Source organism: Neorhizobium descurainiae, assembly GCF_051400715.1.
Lineage (GTDB): Bacteria > Pseudomonadota > Alphaproteobacteria > Rhizobiales > Rhizobiaceae > Neorhizobium.
Map to the genome: position 1 here is coordinate 1 of NZ_JBLFFK010000035.1, position 17,238 is coordinate 17,238.

At 63.4% G+C, this 17,238-nt stretch carries 17 protein-coding genes; 5 read left to right on the forward strand and 12 right to left on the reverse strand.

Annotation, left to right across the window (positions count from 1 at the left end; all coding sequences use genetic code 11):
• Positions 1-132: 132 nt before the first annotated feature.
• The 5 genes from ACMGE0_RS31570 to ACMGE0_RS31590 form a co-directional block, all read right to left on the reverse strand.
• Positions 133-3,258, reverse strand: a complete 3,126-nt coding sequence (locus ACMGE0_RS31570; protein ID WP_436819862.1) for an efflux RND transporter permease subunit — start codon at positions 3,256-3,258, stop codon at positions 133-135.
• Positions 3,258-4,490, reverse strand: coding sequence for an efflux RND transporter periplasmic adaptor subunit (locus ACMGE0_RS31575; protein ID WP_436819827.1), 1,233 nt, complete (start codon positions 4,488-4,490; stop codon positions 3,258-3,260). Before ACMGE0_RS31575 ends, ACMGE0_RS31570 begins: the two co-directional genes overlap by 1 nt.
• Positions 4,491-4,686: 196 nt before the next feature.
• On the reverse strand, positions 4,687-4,890 hold the full coding sequence (locus ACMGE0_RS31580; protein WP_436819828.1) for a hypothetical protein: 204 nt from the start codon (positions 4,888-4,890) through the stop codon (positions 4,687-4,689).
• A gap of 91 nt (positions 4,891-4,981) precedes the next feature.
• A complete protein-coding gene (locus tag ACMGE0_RS31585) occupies positions 4,982-5,314 on the reverse strand; it encodes a hypothetical protein (protein ID WP_436819829.1) in 333 nt (110 codons plus the stop codon).
• A 103-nt stretch (positions 5,315-5,417) separates the two neighbouring features.
• Positions 5,418-6,206, reverse strand: a complete 789-nt coding sequence (locus ACMGE0_RS31590; protein ID WP_436819830.1) for an SDR family oxidoreductase — start codon at positions 6,204-6,206, stop codon at positions 5,418-5,420.
• A 258-nt stretch (positions 6,207-6,464) separates the two neighbouring features.
• Between ACMGE0_RS31590 and ACMGE0_RS31595 the strand changes: the two genes are divergently transcribed.
• Complete coding sequence (locus ACMGE0_RS31595; RefSeq protein ID WP_436819831.1) at positions 6,465-8,126, forward strand: electron transfer flavoprotein-ubiquinone oxidoreductase; 1,662 nt, start codon at positions 6,465-6,467, stop codon at positions 8,124-8,126.
• A 5-nt stretch (positions 8,127-8,131) separates the two neighbouring features.
• Here ACMGE0_RS31595 and ACMGE0_RS31600 read toward each other — a convergent pair whose 3' ends face one another.
• Both ACMGE0_RS31600 and ACMGE0_RS31605 read right to left on the reverse strand, forming a co-directional pair.
• Positions 8,132-8,497, reverse strand: coding sequence for a type II toxin-antitoxin system VapC family toxin (locus ACMGE0_RS31600; protein ID WP_436819832.1), 366 nt, complete (start codon positions 8,495-8,497; stop codon positions 8,132-8,134).
• Positions 8,494-8,727 carry a type II toxin-antitoxin system VapB family antitoxin gene (locus ACMGE0_RS31605; RefSeq protein WP_436819833.1) on the reverse strand — a complete coding sequence of 78 codons (234 nt, stop codon included), beginning with the start codon at positions 8,725-8,727 and terminating at the stop codon, positions 8,494-8,496. The genes ACMGE0_RS31600 and ACMGE0_RS31605 overlap by 4 nt, the downstream gene beginning before the upstream one ends.
• A 185-nt stretch (positions 8,728-8,912) precedes the next feature.
• On the opposite strand from ACMGE0_RS31605, the gene ACMGE0_RS31610 reads away from it, so the two are divergent.
• A complete protein-coding gene (locus ACMGE0_RS31610; protein WP_436819834.1) occupies positions 8,913-9,530 on the forward strand; it encodes a L,D-transpeptidase in 618 nt (205 codons plus the stop codon).
• A 30-nt stretch (positions 9,531-9,560) separates the two neighbouring features.
• On the opposite strand, the gene ACMGE0_RS31615 is transcribed toward ACMGE0_RS31610, so the two are convergent.
• Positions 9,561-9,977, reverse strand: a complete 417-nt coding sequence (locus tag ACMGE0_RS31615; RefSeq protein ID WP_436819835.1) for a DoxX family protein — start codon at positions 9,975-9,977, stop codon at positions 9,561-9,563.
• Positions 9,978-10,096: 119 nt separating this feature from the next.
• On the reverse strand, positions 10,097-11,113 hold the full coding sequence (locus tag ACMGE0_RS31620) for a zinc-binding alcohol dehydrogenase family protein (RefSeq protein WP_436819836.1): 1,017 nt from the start codon (positions 11,111-11,113) through the stop codon (positions 10,097-10,099).
• A 126-nt stretch (positions 11,114-11,239) separates the two neighbouring features.
• Between ACMGE0_RS31620 and ACMGE0_RS31625 the strand changes: the two genes are divergently transcribed.
• Positions 11,240-11,635 (forward strand): winged helix-turn-helix transcriptional regulator, encoded by a 396-nt coding sequence (locus ACMGE0_RS31625; RefSeq protein ID WP_436819837.1) that lies wholly within the window; start codon positions 11,240-11,242, stop codon positions 11,633-11,635.
• A gap of 3 nt (positions 11,636-11,638) precedes the next feature.
• Here the strand turns inward: ACMGE0_RS31625 and ACMGE0_RS31630 are convergent, their stop codons facing one another.
• The gene (locus ACMGE0_RS31630) at positions 11,639-12,880 is read right to left on the reverse strand and encodes an MFS transporter (protein WP_436819838.1); all 1,242 of its coding nucleotides are present in this window, start codon (positions 12,878-12,880) and stop codon (positions 11,639-11,641) included.
• Positions 12,881-13,134: 254 nt separating this feature from the next.
• Here ACMGE0_RS31630 and ACMGE0_RS31635 point away from each other — a divergent pair, with 254 nt between their 5' ends.
• Positions 13,135-14,073: a diacylglycerol/lipid kinase family protein gene (locus tag ACMGE0_RS31635; protein ID WP_436819863.1), complete on the forward strand. Its 939-nt coding sequence runs from the start codon at positions 13,135-13,137 to the stop codon at positions 14,071-14,073.
• Between the two features lie 33 nt (positions 14,074-14,106).
• Here the strand turns inward: ACMGE0_RS31635 and ACMGE0_RS31640 are convergent, their stop codons facing one another.
• Positions 14,107-14,850: a GGDEF domain-containing protein gene (locus ACMGE0_RS31640; protein WP_436819839.1), complete on the reverse strand. Its 744-nt coding sequence runs from the start codon at positions 14,848-14,850 to the stop codon at positions 14,107-14,109.
• 288 nt (positions 14,851-15,138) lie between these two features.
• On the opposite strand from ACMGE0_RS31640, the gene ACMGE0_RS31645 reads away from it, so the two are divergent.
• On the forward strand, positions 15,139-15,849 hold the full coding sequence (locus ACMGE0_RS31645; protein WP_436819840.1) for a hypothetical protein: 711 nt from the start codon (positions 15,139-15,141) through the stop codon (positions 15,847-15,849).
• Positions 15,850-15,869: 20 nt separating this feature from the next.
• On the opposite strand, the gene ACMGE0_RS31650 is transcribed toward ACMGE0_RS31645, so the two are convergent.
• Positions 15,870-17,219, reverse strand: coding sequence for a glutamine synthetase family protein (locus ACMGE0_RS31650; RefSeq protein WP_436819841.1), 1,350 nt, complete (start codon positions 17,217-17,219; stop codon positions 15,870-15,872).
• Between the last annotated feature and the right edge of the window lie 19 nt (positions 17,220-17,238).

Here is a 17,238-nt window from a genome sequence, read left to right on the forward strand (position 1 = left end):
CAGCCATCGCATCAGAAAATGCGCCTGGAACGATGACTACCTCATCGCCGCTATCGCCCATATGCGATAGCCCTGCCGCGAGCGGGGAGAAGGTGGCGGCAGCCGGATGAGGGGCAAATAGGATATCAGCCACTATTCCGCCGCGACCGCCGCCGGCACATCGTCGTTCGCCTCATGCCGGTCCCCATCCTTCCTCCGGCCGAGCCTCCCCAAAAACCGCCCGAAGCGGTCCATCTCGACGAAAATGACGGGCGTGATGAACAGCGTCAGCGCCTGGGAAACAATCAGCCCGCCGACGACGGCGACGCCGAGGGGCTGGCGCAGTTCCGACGAGGCGCCGGTGCCGAGTGCGATCGGCAGCGCGCCGAGCAGCGCGCAGAAGGTCGTCATCATGATCGGCCGGAAACGCCTGACGCAGGCCTCGTGGATCGCCGCGCTCGCCGTCTCTTTCTTCGAGCGCATCGTCTCCACCGCAACGTCGATCATCATGATCGCGTTCTTCTTGACGATGCCGATCAGCATCAGAAGTCCGATCAGCGCGATGATCGACAGGTCGAATCCGAAGAGTTTCAGCGCCAGCAGCGCCCCGAAAGCGGCCGCCGGCAGGCCGGAGAGGATCGTCAGCGGGTGGATGAAGCTCTCGTAGAGCACGCCGAGCACCACATAGATGGTCAGCACCGCGGCGAGGATCAGAAGCGGCGTGTTGCCCTGGCTCTGCTGGAAGATCTGCGCCGTGCCGCCGTAGGAGGTGAACACGTCGTTCGGCATCTGCAGGTTCGCCTTGATCCCGTCGATCGCCGCCGTCGCGTCGGAAAGCGAAACGCCCGCCGGCAGGTTGAACGACACGGTGGTGGAGACGAGCTGGCCGGTCTGGTTGATCGTCACCGGCGCGGTCTGGCGCACCACCTCGGCGAAGTTCGAAAGCGGCACCAGCGAGCCGTTGGCGGACATCACCCGGATGTCCTGCAGCATCTGGTCGTTCCACTGCTTGGTATTGTCGAATTCGGTGATGACGTCGTAGCTGTCGCCGGTCGACTGGATCTCGGCCGCCGTATAGCCGCCGAAGGCCATCTGCAGCGTTTCGCGCAATTCCTGGTCGGTAATGCCGAATGACGCCGCCTTTTCCGGATCGATCTTGATATTCGCCTCGATCGCCGCGTTCTGGGCGTCGGAGGTCACGTCGGTGAAATGCGCCCGGTCGGCGCGCATCGCCGCCTGGATCTTGCCCGCCCATTCGTTCGTCTGGTCGGCGTCGAGCGCCTGCACCACGAGCTGGTACTGGCTGGCGGTGGAGCGGCCGCCGAAGCGCAGGCTCTGCTGCGGCGTGATGAAGGTCTTTATCCCGGCCACCTTGGACGTCGCCTGTCTCAGGTCGCGCAGCGTCTGGTCGAGCGGCAGGCGTTCCTCCCGGTCCTTCAGCTCGACGAAGATCGTGCCGTTGTTGAGCGAGCTGCGGCCGTTGCTGCCGACGATCGAGGTGATGTGGGCGACGGCCGGGTTCTTCTCGACGATCGCGGCCACCTGGCTTTGCAGGTCGCGCATGGCCGGATAGGAAATGTCCTCGCGGGCCTGCGTGGAGATGGTCAGCCGGCCGATATCCTCCTGCGGGAAGAAGCTCGTGGGCAGGGTCTTGAAGAGATAGGCCGAGCCGCCCACCGAGGCGAGAAAGATGAGCATGACGATGCCGCGGTTTCCGAGGCACCAGCCCACGGCCTTGTCGTAACCCCTCAGCGTACGGCTGAAACCGGCGTCGAAGATGCGCACCATCAGGCCGGGGCTATGATGGCCGCCGGAAAGGCGCGAGCCGAGCATCGGCGTCACCGTCAGCGAGACGACCGCCGAGGCGACGATGGCGAGCGCCACGACCATGCCGAACTCGTTGAAGAGCCGCCCGACCACGCCGCCCATCAGGAGGATGGGGATGAAGACGGCGATCAGCGACACCGACATGGAAATGATCGTATAGCTCACTTCCGACGCGCCTGTCAGCGCCGCCTGCATCACCGGCATGCCGTCCTCGATATGCCGCATGATGTTTTCCAGCATGACGATCGCATCGTCCACCACCAGCCCGACCGAGAGCGTCAGTCCGAGCAGCGAGATGTTGTCGATGCTGTAGCCGAGCACATACATGGCGCCGAACGTGGTGATCAGCGACAGCGGCACGGCAAGCGCCGGCACGAGGGTGGCGGTGAGCCGGCCGAGGAAGAGGTAGATGACGAGCACGACGAGCGCGATGGTCAGCATCAGCGTGAACTGCACGTCGGAGATCGAGGCGCGGATCGCCGTCGAGGCGTCGTTCATCACGTTGATCGACACCGATGCCGGCAGCTCGGCCGAAAGTGAAGGCAGCTTCGCCCGCACGGCATCCACCACATCCACCGTATTGGCGTCCGGCTGGCGCTGGATGGCGAGGATGATCGACTGGTTGCCGTCATACCAGCTTCCGGCATCCAGATTTTCGACGCTGTCCTGAACGTCGGCGACGTCTGCGAGATGGATCGGCGCACCGTTCGGGTTGGCGATCACCAGCGAGCGGAACTGATCCGCATTGGTGCGCTGCGTATCGGCATTGATGGTGAGCCGCTGGGTATTGTTTTCCAGCGAACCGACCGGCGCCTGGCTGTTGGCGTTGGCGATCGCGTTGGTGACGGTATCGACGCCGAGATTGCGCGCCTGCAATTTGGCGGGATCGAGCTCGACGCGCACCGCATAGGTCTGCGCGCCGAAGATCGAGACTTCCGCGACACCCGGCAGCGTCGAAAGGGCAGGGGACAGTACGTCCTCGGCGATCTCGTCGACCTTGCTGCGCGGCAGCGTGTCGCTTTTGACCGCAAGCAGCAGCACCGGCGCATCGGCCGGGTTGGTCTTGCGATAGCTCGGCGGCGTCGTCATGTTGTCCGGCAGCTGCCGTGTCGCGTGCGAGATCGCCGCCTGCACGTCGGCCGCGGCCGCGTCTATGTTCCGGTTGAGGTCGAACTGCAGCACGATCGAGGTATTGCCGAGCGAATTCGTGGCGCTGATCTCGCTGATGCCGGGGATCGTCTCGAACTGCTTGATGAGCGGCGTCGAAACCGCGGTCGCCATGGTCTGCGGCGAGGCGCCGGTGAGCTGGGCGGAGACGTTGATCGTCGGGAAATCCACCTGCGGCAGGGCGGCGACCGGCAGCAACTGGTAGCCGGCAAGGCCGGCGAGTACGGCGCCGATCGCAAGCAGCGTGGTGGCGACAGGCCGGCGGATGCAGAATTGCGGGATCATCATTGCGCTTCTCCCACGTCCACCGGCCGGTCGTCGCCGCTTGCGGAGGCGGTCTCGTTGGCCGGCGTTCCGCCGAACTGCTCCGTCACGGCCGCGCCGTCGGTGAGCTGCACCTGGCCTTCCACGACCACATGCGTGCCTTCGGAAAGGCCGCTCGCGATCGCCGTGTCGGGGCCGCTGGAACGTGCCACCTTCACCGGCGTCACGTGCACCTTCTTGTCGTCGCCGACGGCATAGACGAACGGAGTATCGACGCCCGGATTGACGGCCACCGTCGGCACGACCACATCCTTCCGGCCGCTCTCGAAATGCACGGTGACGTTCAGCGATTGTCCCGGCCAGAGCCCGCCGGAAGGATTGTCGAATTTCGCCTTGGCAAGGATCGTGCCGGAAGCCGGATCGACCGTGTTGTCGAAGAAAGTCAGGGTTCCCTTGGCCGCCGTTCCGCCGCTTTGGGGCACCGCATCGACCGCGATGGAAGCAGCGCCGAAACCCTGTTTGAGCTCGCCGAGATAAGCTTCGGGCAGATGGAACTGCACATAGATCGGGTCGTATTTCTCGATCGTCACGATCGCGGTTCCTCCGCTCACATAAGCGCCGAGGCTGATCGCGATATCGCCCAGCCTTCCGTCGAAAGGGGCGCGGATGTCGGTATTCTCCACCGCCACCTGATCGGCAGCGATCGCGGCCTTGTCTGCGTCGACCGTGGCGGCCGCCGTGTCGCGGGCGGCGCGCGCCTCGTCGTCGGCCTGCTGCGTGCCGGCATTGCGCCGGACGAGGTCGTCGGCGCGGGCGAGCGCGCTTTCCGCTTGCGTCAGCGTCGCCTCGTCGCGCACGAGCAGCGCCTGATCCTTGGCGAGCGCGGCTTTTGCGGTGCGATCGTCGAGCTTGGCGATCAGGTCGCCGGCCTTTACGGATGCGCCGTCGGTCGCCGTAATGCTGACGACGAGGCCCTGTTCCTGCGCGGCGATCGTGGTGTTCTCGTCGGCATCGGCCGAACCCGCGGCGGTGACGTCCATCGGCAGGGCGGCGCGCCTCGCGGCGACCGTCTTGACGGTAGGCGGCGGACCGCCTCCGCCGTGCCGTTGCGGCTGGCCCTGCGAATGACCGTCGCCGGTATCGGCGGAAGTCTGCTGTATGAAGGATGAAAGGAATGGTAGCCGATCGCGGTATTCCCAGCCCGCAATGCCAGCGACGATAAGCACGCCCGCAAAAACCCGGATCTTCTTCATGAGGTCACCGTCTGCCTTTGGTTGCCCGATGATATCGACCCATCGAGCTGCCCATATTGCGGCGCAAAAAAGACCGATTCCGTCTGCGCTGCTCACGAGCCGGTGAAAGTGGATTAAATGTTAGCAATGAAGGAGTTGGATGAACTGGAGTTAATCTTTCTCGCGCCTCGGCTGCGCTGCTCCACCCCGTATGCCGCTATCGGAGAAACCGCCGTGCGCCCCATGTGACGAGGAGCCCGGCGACGGCGGCGATCGCGCCGTTGATGATCCAGGGCGTCTGGTCGATCATGAAGCTCGTCGCCGGATAGGGAAAGACGCCGCTGCCCTGGCCGATCCACAGAAGGCCGATAACGACGAGCAGGATGCCGATCACCGAAAGCACCAGTCTTGCGAATTTCATGGGAAATCTCCGAGGAGGTGAGGAAGCTCCCGGAACCATAAGCCTTGGCCGGGCGTGCCGCGAGACGCATTCGCGTGATTTCGGGCCGCACTCAGACGTCTTCGTAATAGCGCTGGATCAGCGGCCCTGGCGCCGGTTCCTCGTGTTCGGACAGAGTGAAGCCGGCGATGCGGCTCAAAGGCGAGACGTTGCCGAGCAGGTTGGAGACGACCGCATCCTCGACGGCGCCCAAGGCCCTCGCATGCATACTTGTCGACTTGGCAACTGCGGGCCGCGCCGCCGGGCTGCCGCCGTCGAGCGACGGCATTTCCTCGATCGCAAGCATCTCGGCGATCGCCGTGGCAGCGGAGACCGGTGCGGGCGGCGCGGAGGAGAAAATGTCCGGGTCGGAATCCTCGACGGCCCCGGGAGCGCTTTCGATCATGCCGGCGATCCTTGATGAGGGCCGGCTTACCTTTTATGACAGGGGCATTGAGAGACCGCCAACGGCGGTCGCTCAATTTGAATCGATGTTTAGCGGCGGGAGTTCAGATCGAGCGCGAGGCCCCGCCGTCGACCCGCAGCATCGTGCCGGTGACGTAGCTTGCAGGCCCTGAGCAGAGGAAGGCGCCCGCGGCCGCGAACTCCTCCACCTTGCCGAGCCGCCCTGCGGGGATGGTTTTCAGCGAGGCGGCGCGAATCTCTTCGAGCGATTTGCCGCTGCGCTTGGCGTTCGCCCCGTCGAGCTCGTCGATGCGGTCGGTATGGATGCGGCCGGGCAGCAGCATGTTGGCGGTGATGCCGAAGCCCGCGACCTCTGCGGCAAGCGTCTTGTTCCAGCCGACCAGCGCCGAGCGCAGCGTGTTGGAAAGCGCAAGATTGGTGATCGGCTCGACCACGCCGGAGGAGGCAACGGTCAGGATGCGGCCGAAACCTTGCTGCTTCATCTGCGGCAGCAGGGCATTGGTGAGACCGATGACGCGCAGCACCATGGACTGGAAGAAACTGTCGAGCTTGTCGGCGGTCATGTCCTCGGTCGTGCCGGGCGTCGGGCCGCCGGTATTGTTGACGAGAATGTCGATGCCGCCGAGCCTCTCCTTGACCGCATTCACCATGGATTCGACGAAATTGTCCTCGCCAAGATCGCCCCACACCCAGTCGGCCTTGCCCTTGCCTTCGGCGTTGATCGCCTTGCAGTTTTCCGTCAGCCTGTCGCCGGAGCGGCCGACGAGGAGAACGTTCGCGCCTTCGGCCGCAAGCGCCTTGGCGATGCCGAGGCCGAGGCCGCGCGACGAGGCGAGCACGAGGGCGCGTTTGCCGGTGATGCCGAGATCCATGATGCTGTTCCTTCCGAATTCCTGTCGTCGATGTCCCGCCTTTATAACAGCGACAGACCGGGGCGAAAGGCCGAACTTGCTTTCTCCGGTTCGGTTTCTATAATTGACGTGAACGTAAAAGTAATATGAGGGGACGGAAAACCGTTTTGCGCGAATGGCAAGGCGGAAGGCGTTTTCCCGCCTCGACAAGTGGAATGGCTTTTGCCAAGACAGATCGCCTGAATAACAGCCGGGAGGGGCCGGCGAGCGGAGTTGGACATGAACGGACAGGACCTTCCCGAACGGGAGAGCATGGAATTCGACGTGGTGATCGTGGGGGCCGGGCCGGCGGGCTTGTCTGCCGCGATCCGGCTGAAGCAGGTCAACCCGGATTTGACCGTGGTCGTGCTCGAAAAGGGTTCGGAAGTCGGCGCGCATATTCTCTCCGGTGCGGTGGTCGATCCGGTCGGCATCGACGCGCTTCTGCCCGGCTGGCGGGAGGAGGAGGACCATCCCTTCAAGACGCCGGTGACCGACGATCATTTCCTCTTTTTAGGCCCTGCCGGCTCGGTCCGCCTGCCGAACGTCATGATGCCGCCTTTGATGAACAATCACGGCAACTACATCGTCTCGCTTGGAAACGTCTGTCGCTGGCTCGCCGAAAAGGCGGAAGGCCTCGGCGTCGAGATCTATCCGGGCTTTGCCGCGACCGAAGTGCTCTACAATGAAGAGGGCGCGGTCATCGGCGTTGCGACCGGCGACATGGGCATCGAGAAGAACGGCGAACCCGGTCCGAACTATACCCGCGGCATGGAACTGCACGGCAAGTATGTGCTGATCGGCGAGGGCGTGCGCGGTTCGCTCGCCAAGCAGCTCATCCTGCGCTTCGGCCTGCAGGAGGGCCGCGAGCCGCAGAAATACGGCATCGGCCTCAAGGAGCTCTGGCAGGTGAAGCCGGAGAACCACCGGCCCGGCCTGGTGCAGCACTCCTTCGGCTGGCCGCTCGGAATGTCCACCGGCGGCGGCTCCTTCCTCTATCACCTGGAGGACAATCTCGTCGCCGTCGGCTTCGTGGTGCACCTGAATTACAAGAACCCCTATCTTTATCCGTTCGAGGAATTCCAGCGCTTCAAGACCCATCCGGCGATCCGCGGCACGTTCGAGGGTGGCAAGCGGCTCTCCTACGGCGCCCGCGCCATCACCGAAGGCGGCTACCAGTCGGTGCCGAAAATGTCCTTCCCCGGCGGCGCGCTGATCGGCTGCTCGGCCGGTCTCGTCAACGTGCCGCGCATCAAGGGGAGCCACAATGCGGTTCTCTCCGGCATGCTGGCGGCCGACAAGATCGCCGCGGCGATCGCCGCCGGCCGCGCCAATGACGAGGTCGTCGAGATCGAGAACGAATGGCGGCAGACTCCGATCGGCAAGGACCTGAAGCGGGTGAGGAACGTCAAGCCGCTCTGGTCGCGGTTCGGCACGCTGGTCGGCATCGGGCTCGGCGGGCTGGACATGTGGACGAACCAGCTCTTCGGCTTCTCACTGTTCGGCACATTGGGTCACGGCAAGACGGACGCGGCAAGCCTGGAGCCGGCGGCCGATCACAAGAAGATCGACTATCCGAAGCCGGACGGGGTGCTGACCTTCGACCGGCTCTCCTCGGTGTTTCTCTCCAACACGAACCACGAGGAGGACCAGCCGGTCCACCTCAAGGTGAAGGACATGGAGTTGCAGAAGCGCTCCGAGCTCGACGTCTATGGCGGGCCTTCGGCGCGCTACTGTCCGGCGGGCGTCTACGAATGGGTGGAGAAGGACGGCGAGCCGACTTTCGTCATCAACGCCCAGAACTGCGTCCACTGCAAGACCTGCGACATCAAGGACCCCAACCAGAACATCAACTGGGTCCCGCCCCAGGGCGGCGAGGGGCCGGTGTATCAGAATATGTGAATTGCCTATTCGGAATGGTCTACGCCCAGCGCCATCGCGATCCGCGCGAGGCGCTGGTCGCGGGTTAGCAGCCGGGTACCGTCCGTCAATCTGGCCGAAGCCAATAGATGCGCATCGACGTAACCGATGCCGCTTCCCATCAACGAATGCCGTTTTATGAGCTGAAGAACCTCAAGATTGTTGGCGACTATGGCCTGCGGCAATTCAGAGAGCGATTGAAGAACAAGATCATAGTGTGGCATCGAGCCAAGAGCCACCTCCCCAAGCACGAAGGGATGAACGAGAATCTGTTGTCGTTTCAGCAGAAATTCGACATGCTCTTCGCTCTTTCGAAGATGATCGATCCAGATCGACGTGTCGAGCAGGATCATTCGGATTTGTCCCAGTCTGAGCCGCCCCAGGTGCCGTCGAGATTCCACCGGCGCCTTGGCGGAGCCTCTAAGTCTGGTGCACTTCCACCAAGCTTGATAAGCCGCTGAGCGGCCTCGTGCTGGATTAGCAACGTCAGAGCTTTTTTCAAAAGCACGGATTTCTCCGTGATGCCCGTAACTTCCTCAGCGCGGGCAATGAGCTCGTCGTCGAGAGTGACCGTGGTTCTCATTGCTGGGTCTCCTTTGGCTGCATCAAAAATAGCATCAGATGATGCGCCATTCAATGCGTTGCTCCGCCATCGCGACCTGCCGCTGACACGTTCGTGATCAACCCCGGCGCCCCCGGTTTAGCACTTCATTAACCATAATCTTCCTAATTTCGGCGTCATCTTCCTGACGCAGCAAGGACACATTCATGTCGATTTCCCGTCGCGGCTTTCTGGCAGGCCTTCCGCTCATGCTCGCGGGCTGCGCTTCCACAATTCCTGCACAGACGAATTATGCGGCTTTGCCGAATGAAGAGTTTCCGTTGAAGGCCGTGCCGATCGACACGATCAAGCCGGAACTGCGCCGCACGGAGGTGGCCTATGCGACGCCGCATCCTGCGGGCACCGTGGTCGTCGATACGCCGTCCCGCCGCGCCTACTACGTCCTCGGCGAGGGGCGGGCGATCCGTTACGGCGTCGGTGTCGGCCGTGCCGGCCTCGCGCTTGCGGGCAGTGCCTATGTCGGACGCAAGGCGGAATGGCCGAGCTGGACCCCGACGCTCAACATGCAGCGCCGCGAGGAGCGTTACCGCAAGCTTGCCGGCGGCCTGCCGGGCGGCCCGAACAATCCGCTCGGCGCGCGCGCCATCTATCTTTACCGCAACGGCAACGACACGCATTTCCGCATTCACGGCACCAACCAGCCGGAATCGATCGGGCTCGCCATGTCGAGCGGCTGCATCCGCATGATGAACCACGACGTCATCGACCTTTACGAGCGCGTCAAGGTCGGCGCGCGGGTCGTCGTCATCCAGGCGATTGCGTGAGATCGGGCCGCCTCGGCGGCAGCCCCGTGATCACCGCGATTTCCAGGCGACCACCATCAATGCGCCGATGACGGTGATGTGCTCCATCGCCACATGGAATTCCATCGTCTTGAACGGTTCCTCCATCGCCCAGAAATTATGGGCGATGGGAATCGTGAGCGCCGTGAAGACGGCGAGCGCGCCGGCACCCAGCCAGGTCCAGCGGTTGAGGATGATCAGCGCCGAGCCCACCAGCTGCGTGACGATCGTCGCGATGTTGAAGAGCGCCGCCGGCTCCAGCCCGAAATGCGCCATTTCTCCGACGCCGGCCTGGAAGTCGATGATTTTCGAGAGCCCGCTTCCCCAGAACATGAAGGTGAGCACGATGCGGGCGAGATAGCCGAACCACGTCGCGCCCGTGATTGCCGAAACCGGATTTCCGAAACTGTTTGTCTGAACGCTTGCCATGAATTCCCCCTTTCGATACCCCGCAATCTATAGAGGATCGCAGGTTCATCGATAAGGTGCGGCGAGGCCGGATGCACCCATTTCGCGAAAATGGAGGTTTTTCGGCAACATGGGCGGCGTCAGAAGCCGGAGAGCACGATCTTGCCCTTGGTGCGGCCGCTTTCGATCGTCGCATGCGCCTTCTTGAGGTTCGCCGCGTTGATCGTGCCCAGCGTCTCGGACAGCGTCGTGCGGATTTTCTTCGCATCCACCAGTTCGGCGACGTGGTTGAGGAGCTTGTGCTGTTCGATCATGTCGGCGGTCTGCCAGACGGGCCGGGCGAACATCATCTCCCAGTGGATCGACAACGTCTTGCGCTTGAACGGGCGCAGATCCATCGGCGCCTTGGGGTCGTCGATCAGCGCGAAACGGCCCTGCGGCGCGATCAGTTCGAGGATATCGTCGACATGCTGCTCCGTCTGGGTCGTCGAGAAGACGAAGGCCGGCGCGCCGATCGCCATTTCGGCGAGCTGTTTCGCCATCGGTTTCGAATGGTCGATGACGTGATGGGCGCCGAGTTCCCTGATCCAGGCTCGGGTTTCCGGCCGCGAACCGGTGCCGATGACGGTGACGTCGGAAAGTTCGCGGAGCAGTTGGATGGCGATCGAGCCGACGCCGCCGGCGCCGCCGATGACGAGCACGGCATTCCACGCGCCGGCCACCTTGTCCTGCACCTTCATGCGGTGGAACAGCGTCTCGTAGGCGGTGATCGCAGTGAGCGGCAGGGCGGCGGCCTCTTCGAAGCTCAGGGTTTTCGGCTTGAAGCCCACGATACGCTCGTCCACCAGATGGAATTCCGCATTGGTGCCCGGCCGGTTGATCGCGCCGGCGTAGTAAACCTCGTCGCCCGGCTTGAAGAGCTTGACGTCCGGGCCGACCGCCTTCACCACGCCGGCCGCGTCATAACCGAGGATGCGATGTTCGCCCGGTTCGACGGCGGCGGAGGCGCGCACTTTCGTATCGACGGGGTTGACCGAAACCGCCCGGATCTCGACGAGCAGGTCGCGCCCCTTTGCCTCCGGAACGGGCAGCTCGATATCGAGCAGCGAGGTTTCGGCACTGATGGGCTGGGGCGTGTTGAAGCCGACGGCGCGCATGGATGTCTCCTTGGTTCCTGCTGTTTACATTGCGTGGAGACTAGATGGCGCGTATGTTCCGCGAGCGCAAGAATGCACATTTTTGGCCTATAGTGTCGAAAAGTATACTGTGAAAGGACGCTGCCCATGTCGAAACCGCGCGCCAAGCTGACCGGCAATTTTCCCGGCTGTCCGGTGGAATCGACGCTGAACTTCCTCGACGGAAAATGGAAGGGCGTGATCCTCTATCACCTGCTCCAGGAGGGGACCCTGCGCTTCAACGAGCTTCGCCGCCGCATTCCGTCGGTGACGCAGCGCATGCTGACGAAACAGCTCAGAGAACTGGAGGAAGCGGAGCTCTTGGAGCGCACCGTGTTTCCGGTCGTGCCGCCGCGCGTCGATTATAAGCTGACGCCGCTTGGATTGAGCCTGGAACCGGTCGTCGACGCACTGCGCGTGTGGGGCAAGGAGCACGTCGTCTGCGAGAACGGCCGCAAATACGTGGTCATGCCGGAAGGAAAGGCTGCCTCCAAAGCGGCCTGACCGTCACGCCGGCCCGCGCTTCTTTTCGAGCAGGACAGAGGCGAAGAAGACGCCGAGCCCGAGCAGCGACAGGAACGAGCCGACATAGCCGGTGGCCGAAAAGCCCCAGCCCCAGGTGATCACCAGGCCGCCGAGCCAGGCGCCGAGCGCATTGGCGATGTTGAAGGCCGAATGATTGGAGGCGGCGGCGAGCGTCTGCGCATCCGCCGCGACGTCCATCAGCCGTGTCTGTAGAGCGGGACCCGCGGCGAAGCCGCAGCCGATCAGGAAGACGCAGACGCCGAGCACGATCGGATACTGCGCGAAGAGGCCGAAAATGCCCATGACGACGATGTTGAACACCATCACGCCGCCGATCGTGCCCTTCAGCGACACGTCCGCGAGGCGCGAGCCCAGGATATTGCCGACATTCATGCCGATGCCGAACAGCGCCAGCACGATCGAGACCATGGCGACCGGCATCCCCGCCGTCACGGTGGTCGTCGAGGCGATATAGCTGAAGACCGAGAACATGCCGCCGAAGCCGACGGCGGCGATCCCGAGCGTCAGCCATACCTGTCCGCGGCCGAAGGCGCTGAGCTCGCGCCAGATGCTCGCCCCTTCCCGTACCTTGTCGCGCGGCTGGAAATACCAGAGGAGCGCCACGGTGACGGCGCCGATGCCGCCGACCAGGAAGAAGGCGGCGCGCCAGTTCAGCATCTGGCCCATGAAGGTGGCGATCGGCGTGCCGATGAGCGTGGCGACGGTGAGCCCCAGCATGACGCGGCCGACGGCCCGGGCGCGCTTGTCGAGCGGCACCATGGACGCGGCGACCAGCGCCGCTACCCCGAAATAAGCGCCGTGCGGCAGGCCGGTGATGAAGCGAAGGAGGGTGAAGCTCCAGAAATCCGGAGCGACGGCGCTCAGGATATTGCCGATTGCGAAGAGGCCCATCAGGCAGAGAAGCAAGGTCCGGCGCGGCATGCGGGCCGAAAGCACCGCGATGATCGGCGCTCCCACCACGACGCCGAGCGCATAGGCGCTGATGACGTATCCAGCCGTCGGAATGCTGACGTCATAGGTCGATGCCACGTCCGGAAGCAGGCCCATGATCGCGAATTCGCCGGTGCCGATGCCGAAGCCGCCGACCGCCAGCGCAATCTCGATAAGGATGACGGCGAGCCGGGAGAGGGCGGGAGCACTTTCGAGGACTTGCGTTTCCGAACGGTCACGTGCGGAAGCGAAGGGAGCGGCGGAATCGGTCATGGCTTGAAATCAACAGAAAAAAGACGCGGGCAAGATGTGGGAGACATCCACCCGCTCTGGAGGTGAGCGGCCATCGAAATGACCTGAAGGGAAGATTAGCATGTGATTGTGCGTTGCGGTAGACCCCTCCCGCATTTCACGGGATTGTGTGTGCGGGCGGATGCGATCGGAGCGCTGTTGATAAAACCGTTGGCCGCAACCATTTCTCGGATGAACCGTTGTCCCGCGCCGATCCGCGCCAGAGCCCTTATGCGATGAACCTGTTTGCCGTTTTCAACCGCGATGGCGGGACCTTCAGAACCACCGACATGGATGCCTATTGCGCCCGCGCCGTGGAGGCTTTCAGGGCGCGAGGACATGAGATCGAATGCCATGTGGTCTCCGGCGACCAGGTGGTGGAAACCATGGAGAAGGGTGCTGCGACGAGCGGCGTCGAGGGCCTCATCGCCGGCGGCGGCGACGGCACGATCTCCGCTGCGGCGGGCATCGCCTGGAAGAGCGGCATTGCGCTGGGCGTCGTGCCGGCGGGCACGATGAACCTCTTCGCCCGTTCGCTGAAGCTGCCGCTCGACATCTGGCAGGTGCTGGATGCGCTGGCGTCCGCCACGCCGGAGAACATCGATATCGCCAGCGCCAACGGCAGAAGCTTCGTGCACCAGTTTTCCGCCGGCATGCACGCCCGCCTGGTCCGGTACCGCAATTCCATGACCTTCGCCTCGCGGCTGGGCAAGATCCGCGCGAGCACGCGGGCGGCCATCGGCGTGATGTTCAATCCGCCCGAATTCGAGGTGGAGTTCAAGGCGGAGGGCAAGGTCGGGCACCGCAAGGTCTCGGCGATCTCCGTATCCAACAACGAGTTCGGCCCCGATCCCTTGATGTATGCCGACAGCCTGACCCGCGGCCATCTCGGCTTCTATATCGCCGATCCGCTGAAGCCCGCGGGCGTCGCGAAACTGGCTTTGGATATCCTGCGCGGGCGGCTGAAGGAAAACCCTTCCGTCACGGCCATGACGGCGACCGAGGTGGAGCTGCATTTCCCGCGCGAGCGGCACGATATCCGCTGCGTCATCGATGGCGAACTCCTGCCGATGGACCGCGACGTGCTCTTGAAGATCCATGCCGGCGAGTTGAAGGTGCTGGTCAACGAGCCGCAGCAGCGGGAGGAGATCGAGCAGGACGGCAGCGGGATTTGAGCTTCTGATGCCGGCCGCCATGCAGCCTTTCCTTCAGGTGGACGAGACGACCCGGTTCCGGCCGCCTGCCTTGGCTTCGTAGAGGTTGGCGTCGGCTGCCCTGAGGCTTTCGTGAGGATCGAAGCCCGAGCCGCAGTGAAAGGCGCCTATGCTTGCCGAAACCGGGACGACACCCCCTGAGGCGGAGCGCAGATCCATATGCTCGATGAGCGTGCGGATTTCCTCGCATCGCCTCGCCATTTCATGGATCGGCAGGCCGCCTTGAAAGAGTGCGAACTCTTCGCCCCCGAGACGGCCCGCTATGTCGAACCGCCCTCGATAGGCGGCAAGCATCTGCCCCGTCCGGCGAAGCGCCTCGTCGCCCGTCGCATGGCCGTAGCGGTCGTTGATCGATTTGAAATGGTCGAGGTCGAGGAAGATCAGCGCACCCGTGACACCTTTGCGGCTGAAGGCCTCCAGTTCCTCCAGGAAGGCCCCCCGGTTCAATATGCCGGTCAGGCTGTCCCGACGGGACTGCAGGCGGAGCTCTTCATAGGCGATCGCCAGTTTCCTCAGAGCGTCCGAGGCGGTCGCCTCCGCGCGCTTGACCCTCTCCGTCTGCCAGAAATGCACGGCCGAGGCCGGAATGGAGATGGCAAGCGGACAGACGATGGTCATGACCAGGCCTGCCCCGGCAACTTCTCCGCCCAGCATGGGAACGAAGGTGAACGATATGGCGAGCGAAGCCAGCAGGGATAACAGGCCCGTCAGAAGTGACTTGGCGATAACGATACGCATCGGGGGTGCCGCAAGACATCAGATATCCGGCTTTTTAGGCTCCTTGAATTTAAGATAGGTTGAAAAAAGTTCCTCAAAACCGCGATCGCCGGAACTGCAGCCCTATGTCGCAGCGGCGGGACGAAGGCGGGTTTCGGCGATCTCTTGCATTTGCCGGTTCACACTTTGTTTGTGACTTGGATTCTAATTTTCAATCCTCGACAGAATCATTCGCTTCTCCGGCCATGAGAGGTCTGGCAAATCGCGGCAACGCCCATGAAGGGATAGGTGTCGCGGATGAGGACCGGCATGACTTCCATCTCCGCAACCGAACCCGCAGCCCTGCTGATCCTGCAGCAGCCGGCCGCTCAGGCCGCCGCGACTGCCGAAGAGGGCAAGGAGCAGGAAACGAAGCCCGATCTCGTCAAGGTGGCGAACGGCATTTCCGGCGAGCCGTCGAAGGAAGCGGTCAAGGCGGCTTTTGCCGTCAGCCTCGCCTTCGTGGAGATGGACGCGAAGAGCCAGCTCGCCGCCGACGCTGCTGAATTCATCGATTCCGACAAGTTCGCGGTCAGCGATCCAACCGTCAAGGATACCCTGAAGGCGCTGATCGCCGAGAAGGGCTGGGAATTCATGCAGATGGTGAAGCAGCAGCAGGAAGCCCATGGCGGTATCGGCAAGGAGGACCTCTACGCCCTCGTGCTGACCCAGATGGTGGCTCGCAATCGCGAACGGTTCACCGATGATGAGTTCGAGATGGCGTTCAAGTTCAAAGACAGGCCGGGTCTTGTCATCTTCGTCCCCGACAGCGAGGGCAACAGCACCTACCGCGAGCTGACGAAGGCGCTCAGCGACGAAGAGAATTTCGCCCACAAGACGGGTGACGATACGGCTTTGAATGAGGTCCGGTCGGCGTTCGCGGAGTACAAGTCCGCCTGGACCACGGCTTTCAGCTTCTCCGATCCGCCGATGTTCCTCGACATCGACAACGTCAAATACAGCCCCTGGATGAAGAAATAGCCGCGACTGATCTGCTAACGTCAAACCCTCGGCAGATAGGTCTGATAGTCGAAGTCGCTGACCGTGCGCAGGTAAATGATCGCCTCCTTGCGCTTGGTGTTGCCATAGAGCTTCTGATAGCGTTCCCCGAAGATATCCCTGATGAAGGGAGAGGCGGCAAAGTCCTCGACCGCAGTCAGGAAGTCGTGCGTCAGCTTTTTGGTGCCGGCCGGCGGTTCCTTGCCAGGCTCGGTCGCCGGGCCGGGATCAAGCGTCCCGTCGAGACCCGGAAGCATGCCGCCGAGGATGGCGGTCAAGAGCAGGTATGGATTGGCGTCCGCCCCGGCGACGCGGTGCTCGATGCGGGCGGCAGGCCCATTGGCATCGGGGATGCGCACCGCAGTCCCGCGATGGCCGAAACCCCAGTCGATATCGACGGGGGCGAAGGAGCCCGGCTGGAAGCGGCGGTAGGAGTTGGCGAAGGGCGCGAAGATCAGTTGCGCGTCGCGCATCGTGTTCAGCAGGCCGGCAGAGACGGATTTGAGCCGCACCGGATAGCCCCCCTTCGCGTCGAGCACGTTGTTGCCGTCGCGGTCGATGACGCTTGCATGCACGTGCAGGCCGGAGCCCGCCTGGTCCGCATAGGGTTTCGCCATGCAGGTGGATTTCAGCCCGTGCCGTTTCGCGGCCTGCTCGGCGATGCGTTTGAGATAGATGCAATCGTCGGCCGCCGCCAGCGCGTCGGCGCGGTGAAGCAGGTTGATTTCGAACTGCCCGGGACCGAATTCGGCGGTCGTCGCATCCGCCGGCAGGCCCTGCGCGCTCGCCCAGGCGCGCACCGTCTGCAGGTATTCGTCGAGCGCATCGACGGCGCTCATGTCGTAGAGCTGGAAACCGTTCGGCTCGCCGCGATACGTCAGCCGTTCCGGCGGACGCGGTTTTCCCGTTTCGCGCCAGTCGTCCTGCACCACGTAGAATTCGAGCTCCGTCGCCACCACAGGCGTCAGCCCGCGCTCGTCGTAGCGCTTCAGCATGGCGGCCAGAATGCCGCGCGGGTCCATGAAGCTCGGCTCGCCGGTGAGCTCGTGCATGGTGGAAAGCACCTGGCTCGATCCCTCCGGCGCCCAGGGCATCGGCACGAGACTGCGCCTGTCGGGAATGCAGACCCCGTCCGGGTCGCCGATCGTCAGCGACAGGCCCGTGATATCGTCGTTGTCGTCGCCCCAGATGTCGAGCGATTGCGTGGAGGTGGGCAGCCGCACGGCGCCCTCCCAGACCTTCTTCTCCTTGCCGATCGGGATGCGCTTGCCGCGCAGGTCGCCGTTCATGCCGACGAGCAGAAGTTCGATATGGGGCGGGGCGGTCTTCTCTGCGGACGTGGGAACGGCCATCGGCAAGTCTTCCGAAGGG

Coding starts and splice junctions, on each gene's coding strand:
- ACMGE0_RS31585 (WP_436819829.1), bottom strand. CDS start 5,314: ATGATCGAAAGCGCTCCCGGGGCCGTCGAGGATTCCGACCCGGACATT.
- ACMGE0_RS31650 (WP_436819841.1), bottom strand. CDS start 17,219: ATGGCCGTTCCCACGTCCGCAGAGAAGACCGCCCCGCCCCATATCGAA.
- ACMGE0_RS31575 (WP_436819827.1), bottom strand. CDS start 4,490: ATGAAGAAGATCCGGGTTTTTGCGGGCGTGCTTATCGTCGCTGGCATT.
- ACMGE0_RS31570 (WP_436819862.1), bottom strand. CDS start 3,258: ATGATCCCGCAATTCTGCATCCGCCGGCCTGTCGCCACCACGCTGCTT.
- ACMGE0_RS31620 (WP_436819836.1), bottom strand. CDS start 11,113: ATGCGCGCCGTCGGCTTCAACACGCCCCAGCCCATCAGTGCCGAAACC.
- ACMGE0_RS31625 (WP_436819837.1), top strand. CDS start 11,240: ATGTCGAAACCGCGCGCCAAGCTGACCGGCAATTTTCCCGGCTGTCCG.
- ACMGE0_RS31595 (WP_436819831.1), top strand. CDS start 6,465: ATGAACGGACAGGACCTTCCCGAACGGGAGAGCATGGAATTCGACGTG.
- ACMGE0_RS31610 (WP_436819834.1), top strand. CDS start 8,913: ATGTCGATTTCCCGTCGCGGCTTTCTGGCAGGCCTTCCGCTCATGCTC.
- ACMGE0_RS31600 (WP_436819832.1), bottom strand. CDS start 8,497: ATGATCCTGCTCGACACGTCGATCTGGATCGATCATCTTCGAAAGAGC.
- ACMGE0_RS31635 (WP_436819863.1), top strand. CDS start 13,135: ATGAACCTGTTTGCCGTTTTCAACCGCGATGGCGGGACCTTCAGAACC.
- ACMGE0_RS31640 (WP_436819839.1), bottom strand. CDS start 14,850: ATGCGTATCGTTATCGCCAAGTCACTTCTGACGGGCCTGTTATCCCTG.
- ACMGE0_RS31605 (WP_436819833.1), bottom strand. CDS start 8,727: ATGAGAACCACGGTCACTCTCGACGACGAGCTCATTGCCCGCGCTGAG.
- ACMGE0_RS31630 (WP_436819838.1), bottom strand. CDS start 12,880: ATGACCGATTCCGCCGCTCCCTTCGCTTCCGCACGTGACCGTTCGGAA.
- ACMGE0_RS31615 (WP_436819835.1), bottom strand. CDS start 9,977: ATGGCAAGCGTTCAGACAAACAGTTTCGGAAATCCGGTTTCGGCAATC.
- ACMGE0_RS31590 (WP_436819830.1), bottom strand. CDS start 6,206: ATGGATCTCGGCATCACCGGCAAACGCGCCCTCGTGCTCGCCTCGTCG.
- ACMGE0_RS31580 (WP_436819828.1), bottom strand. CDS start 4,890: ATGAAATTCGCAAGACTGGTGCTTTCGGTGATCGGCATCCTGCTCGTC.
- ACMGE0_RS31645 (WP_436819840.1), top strand. CDS start 15,139: ATGACTTCCATCTCCGCAACCGAACCCGCAGCCCTGCTGATCCTGCAG.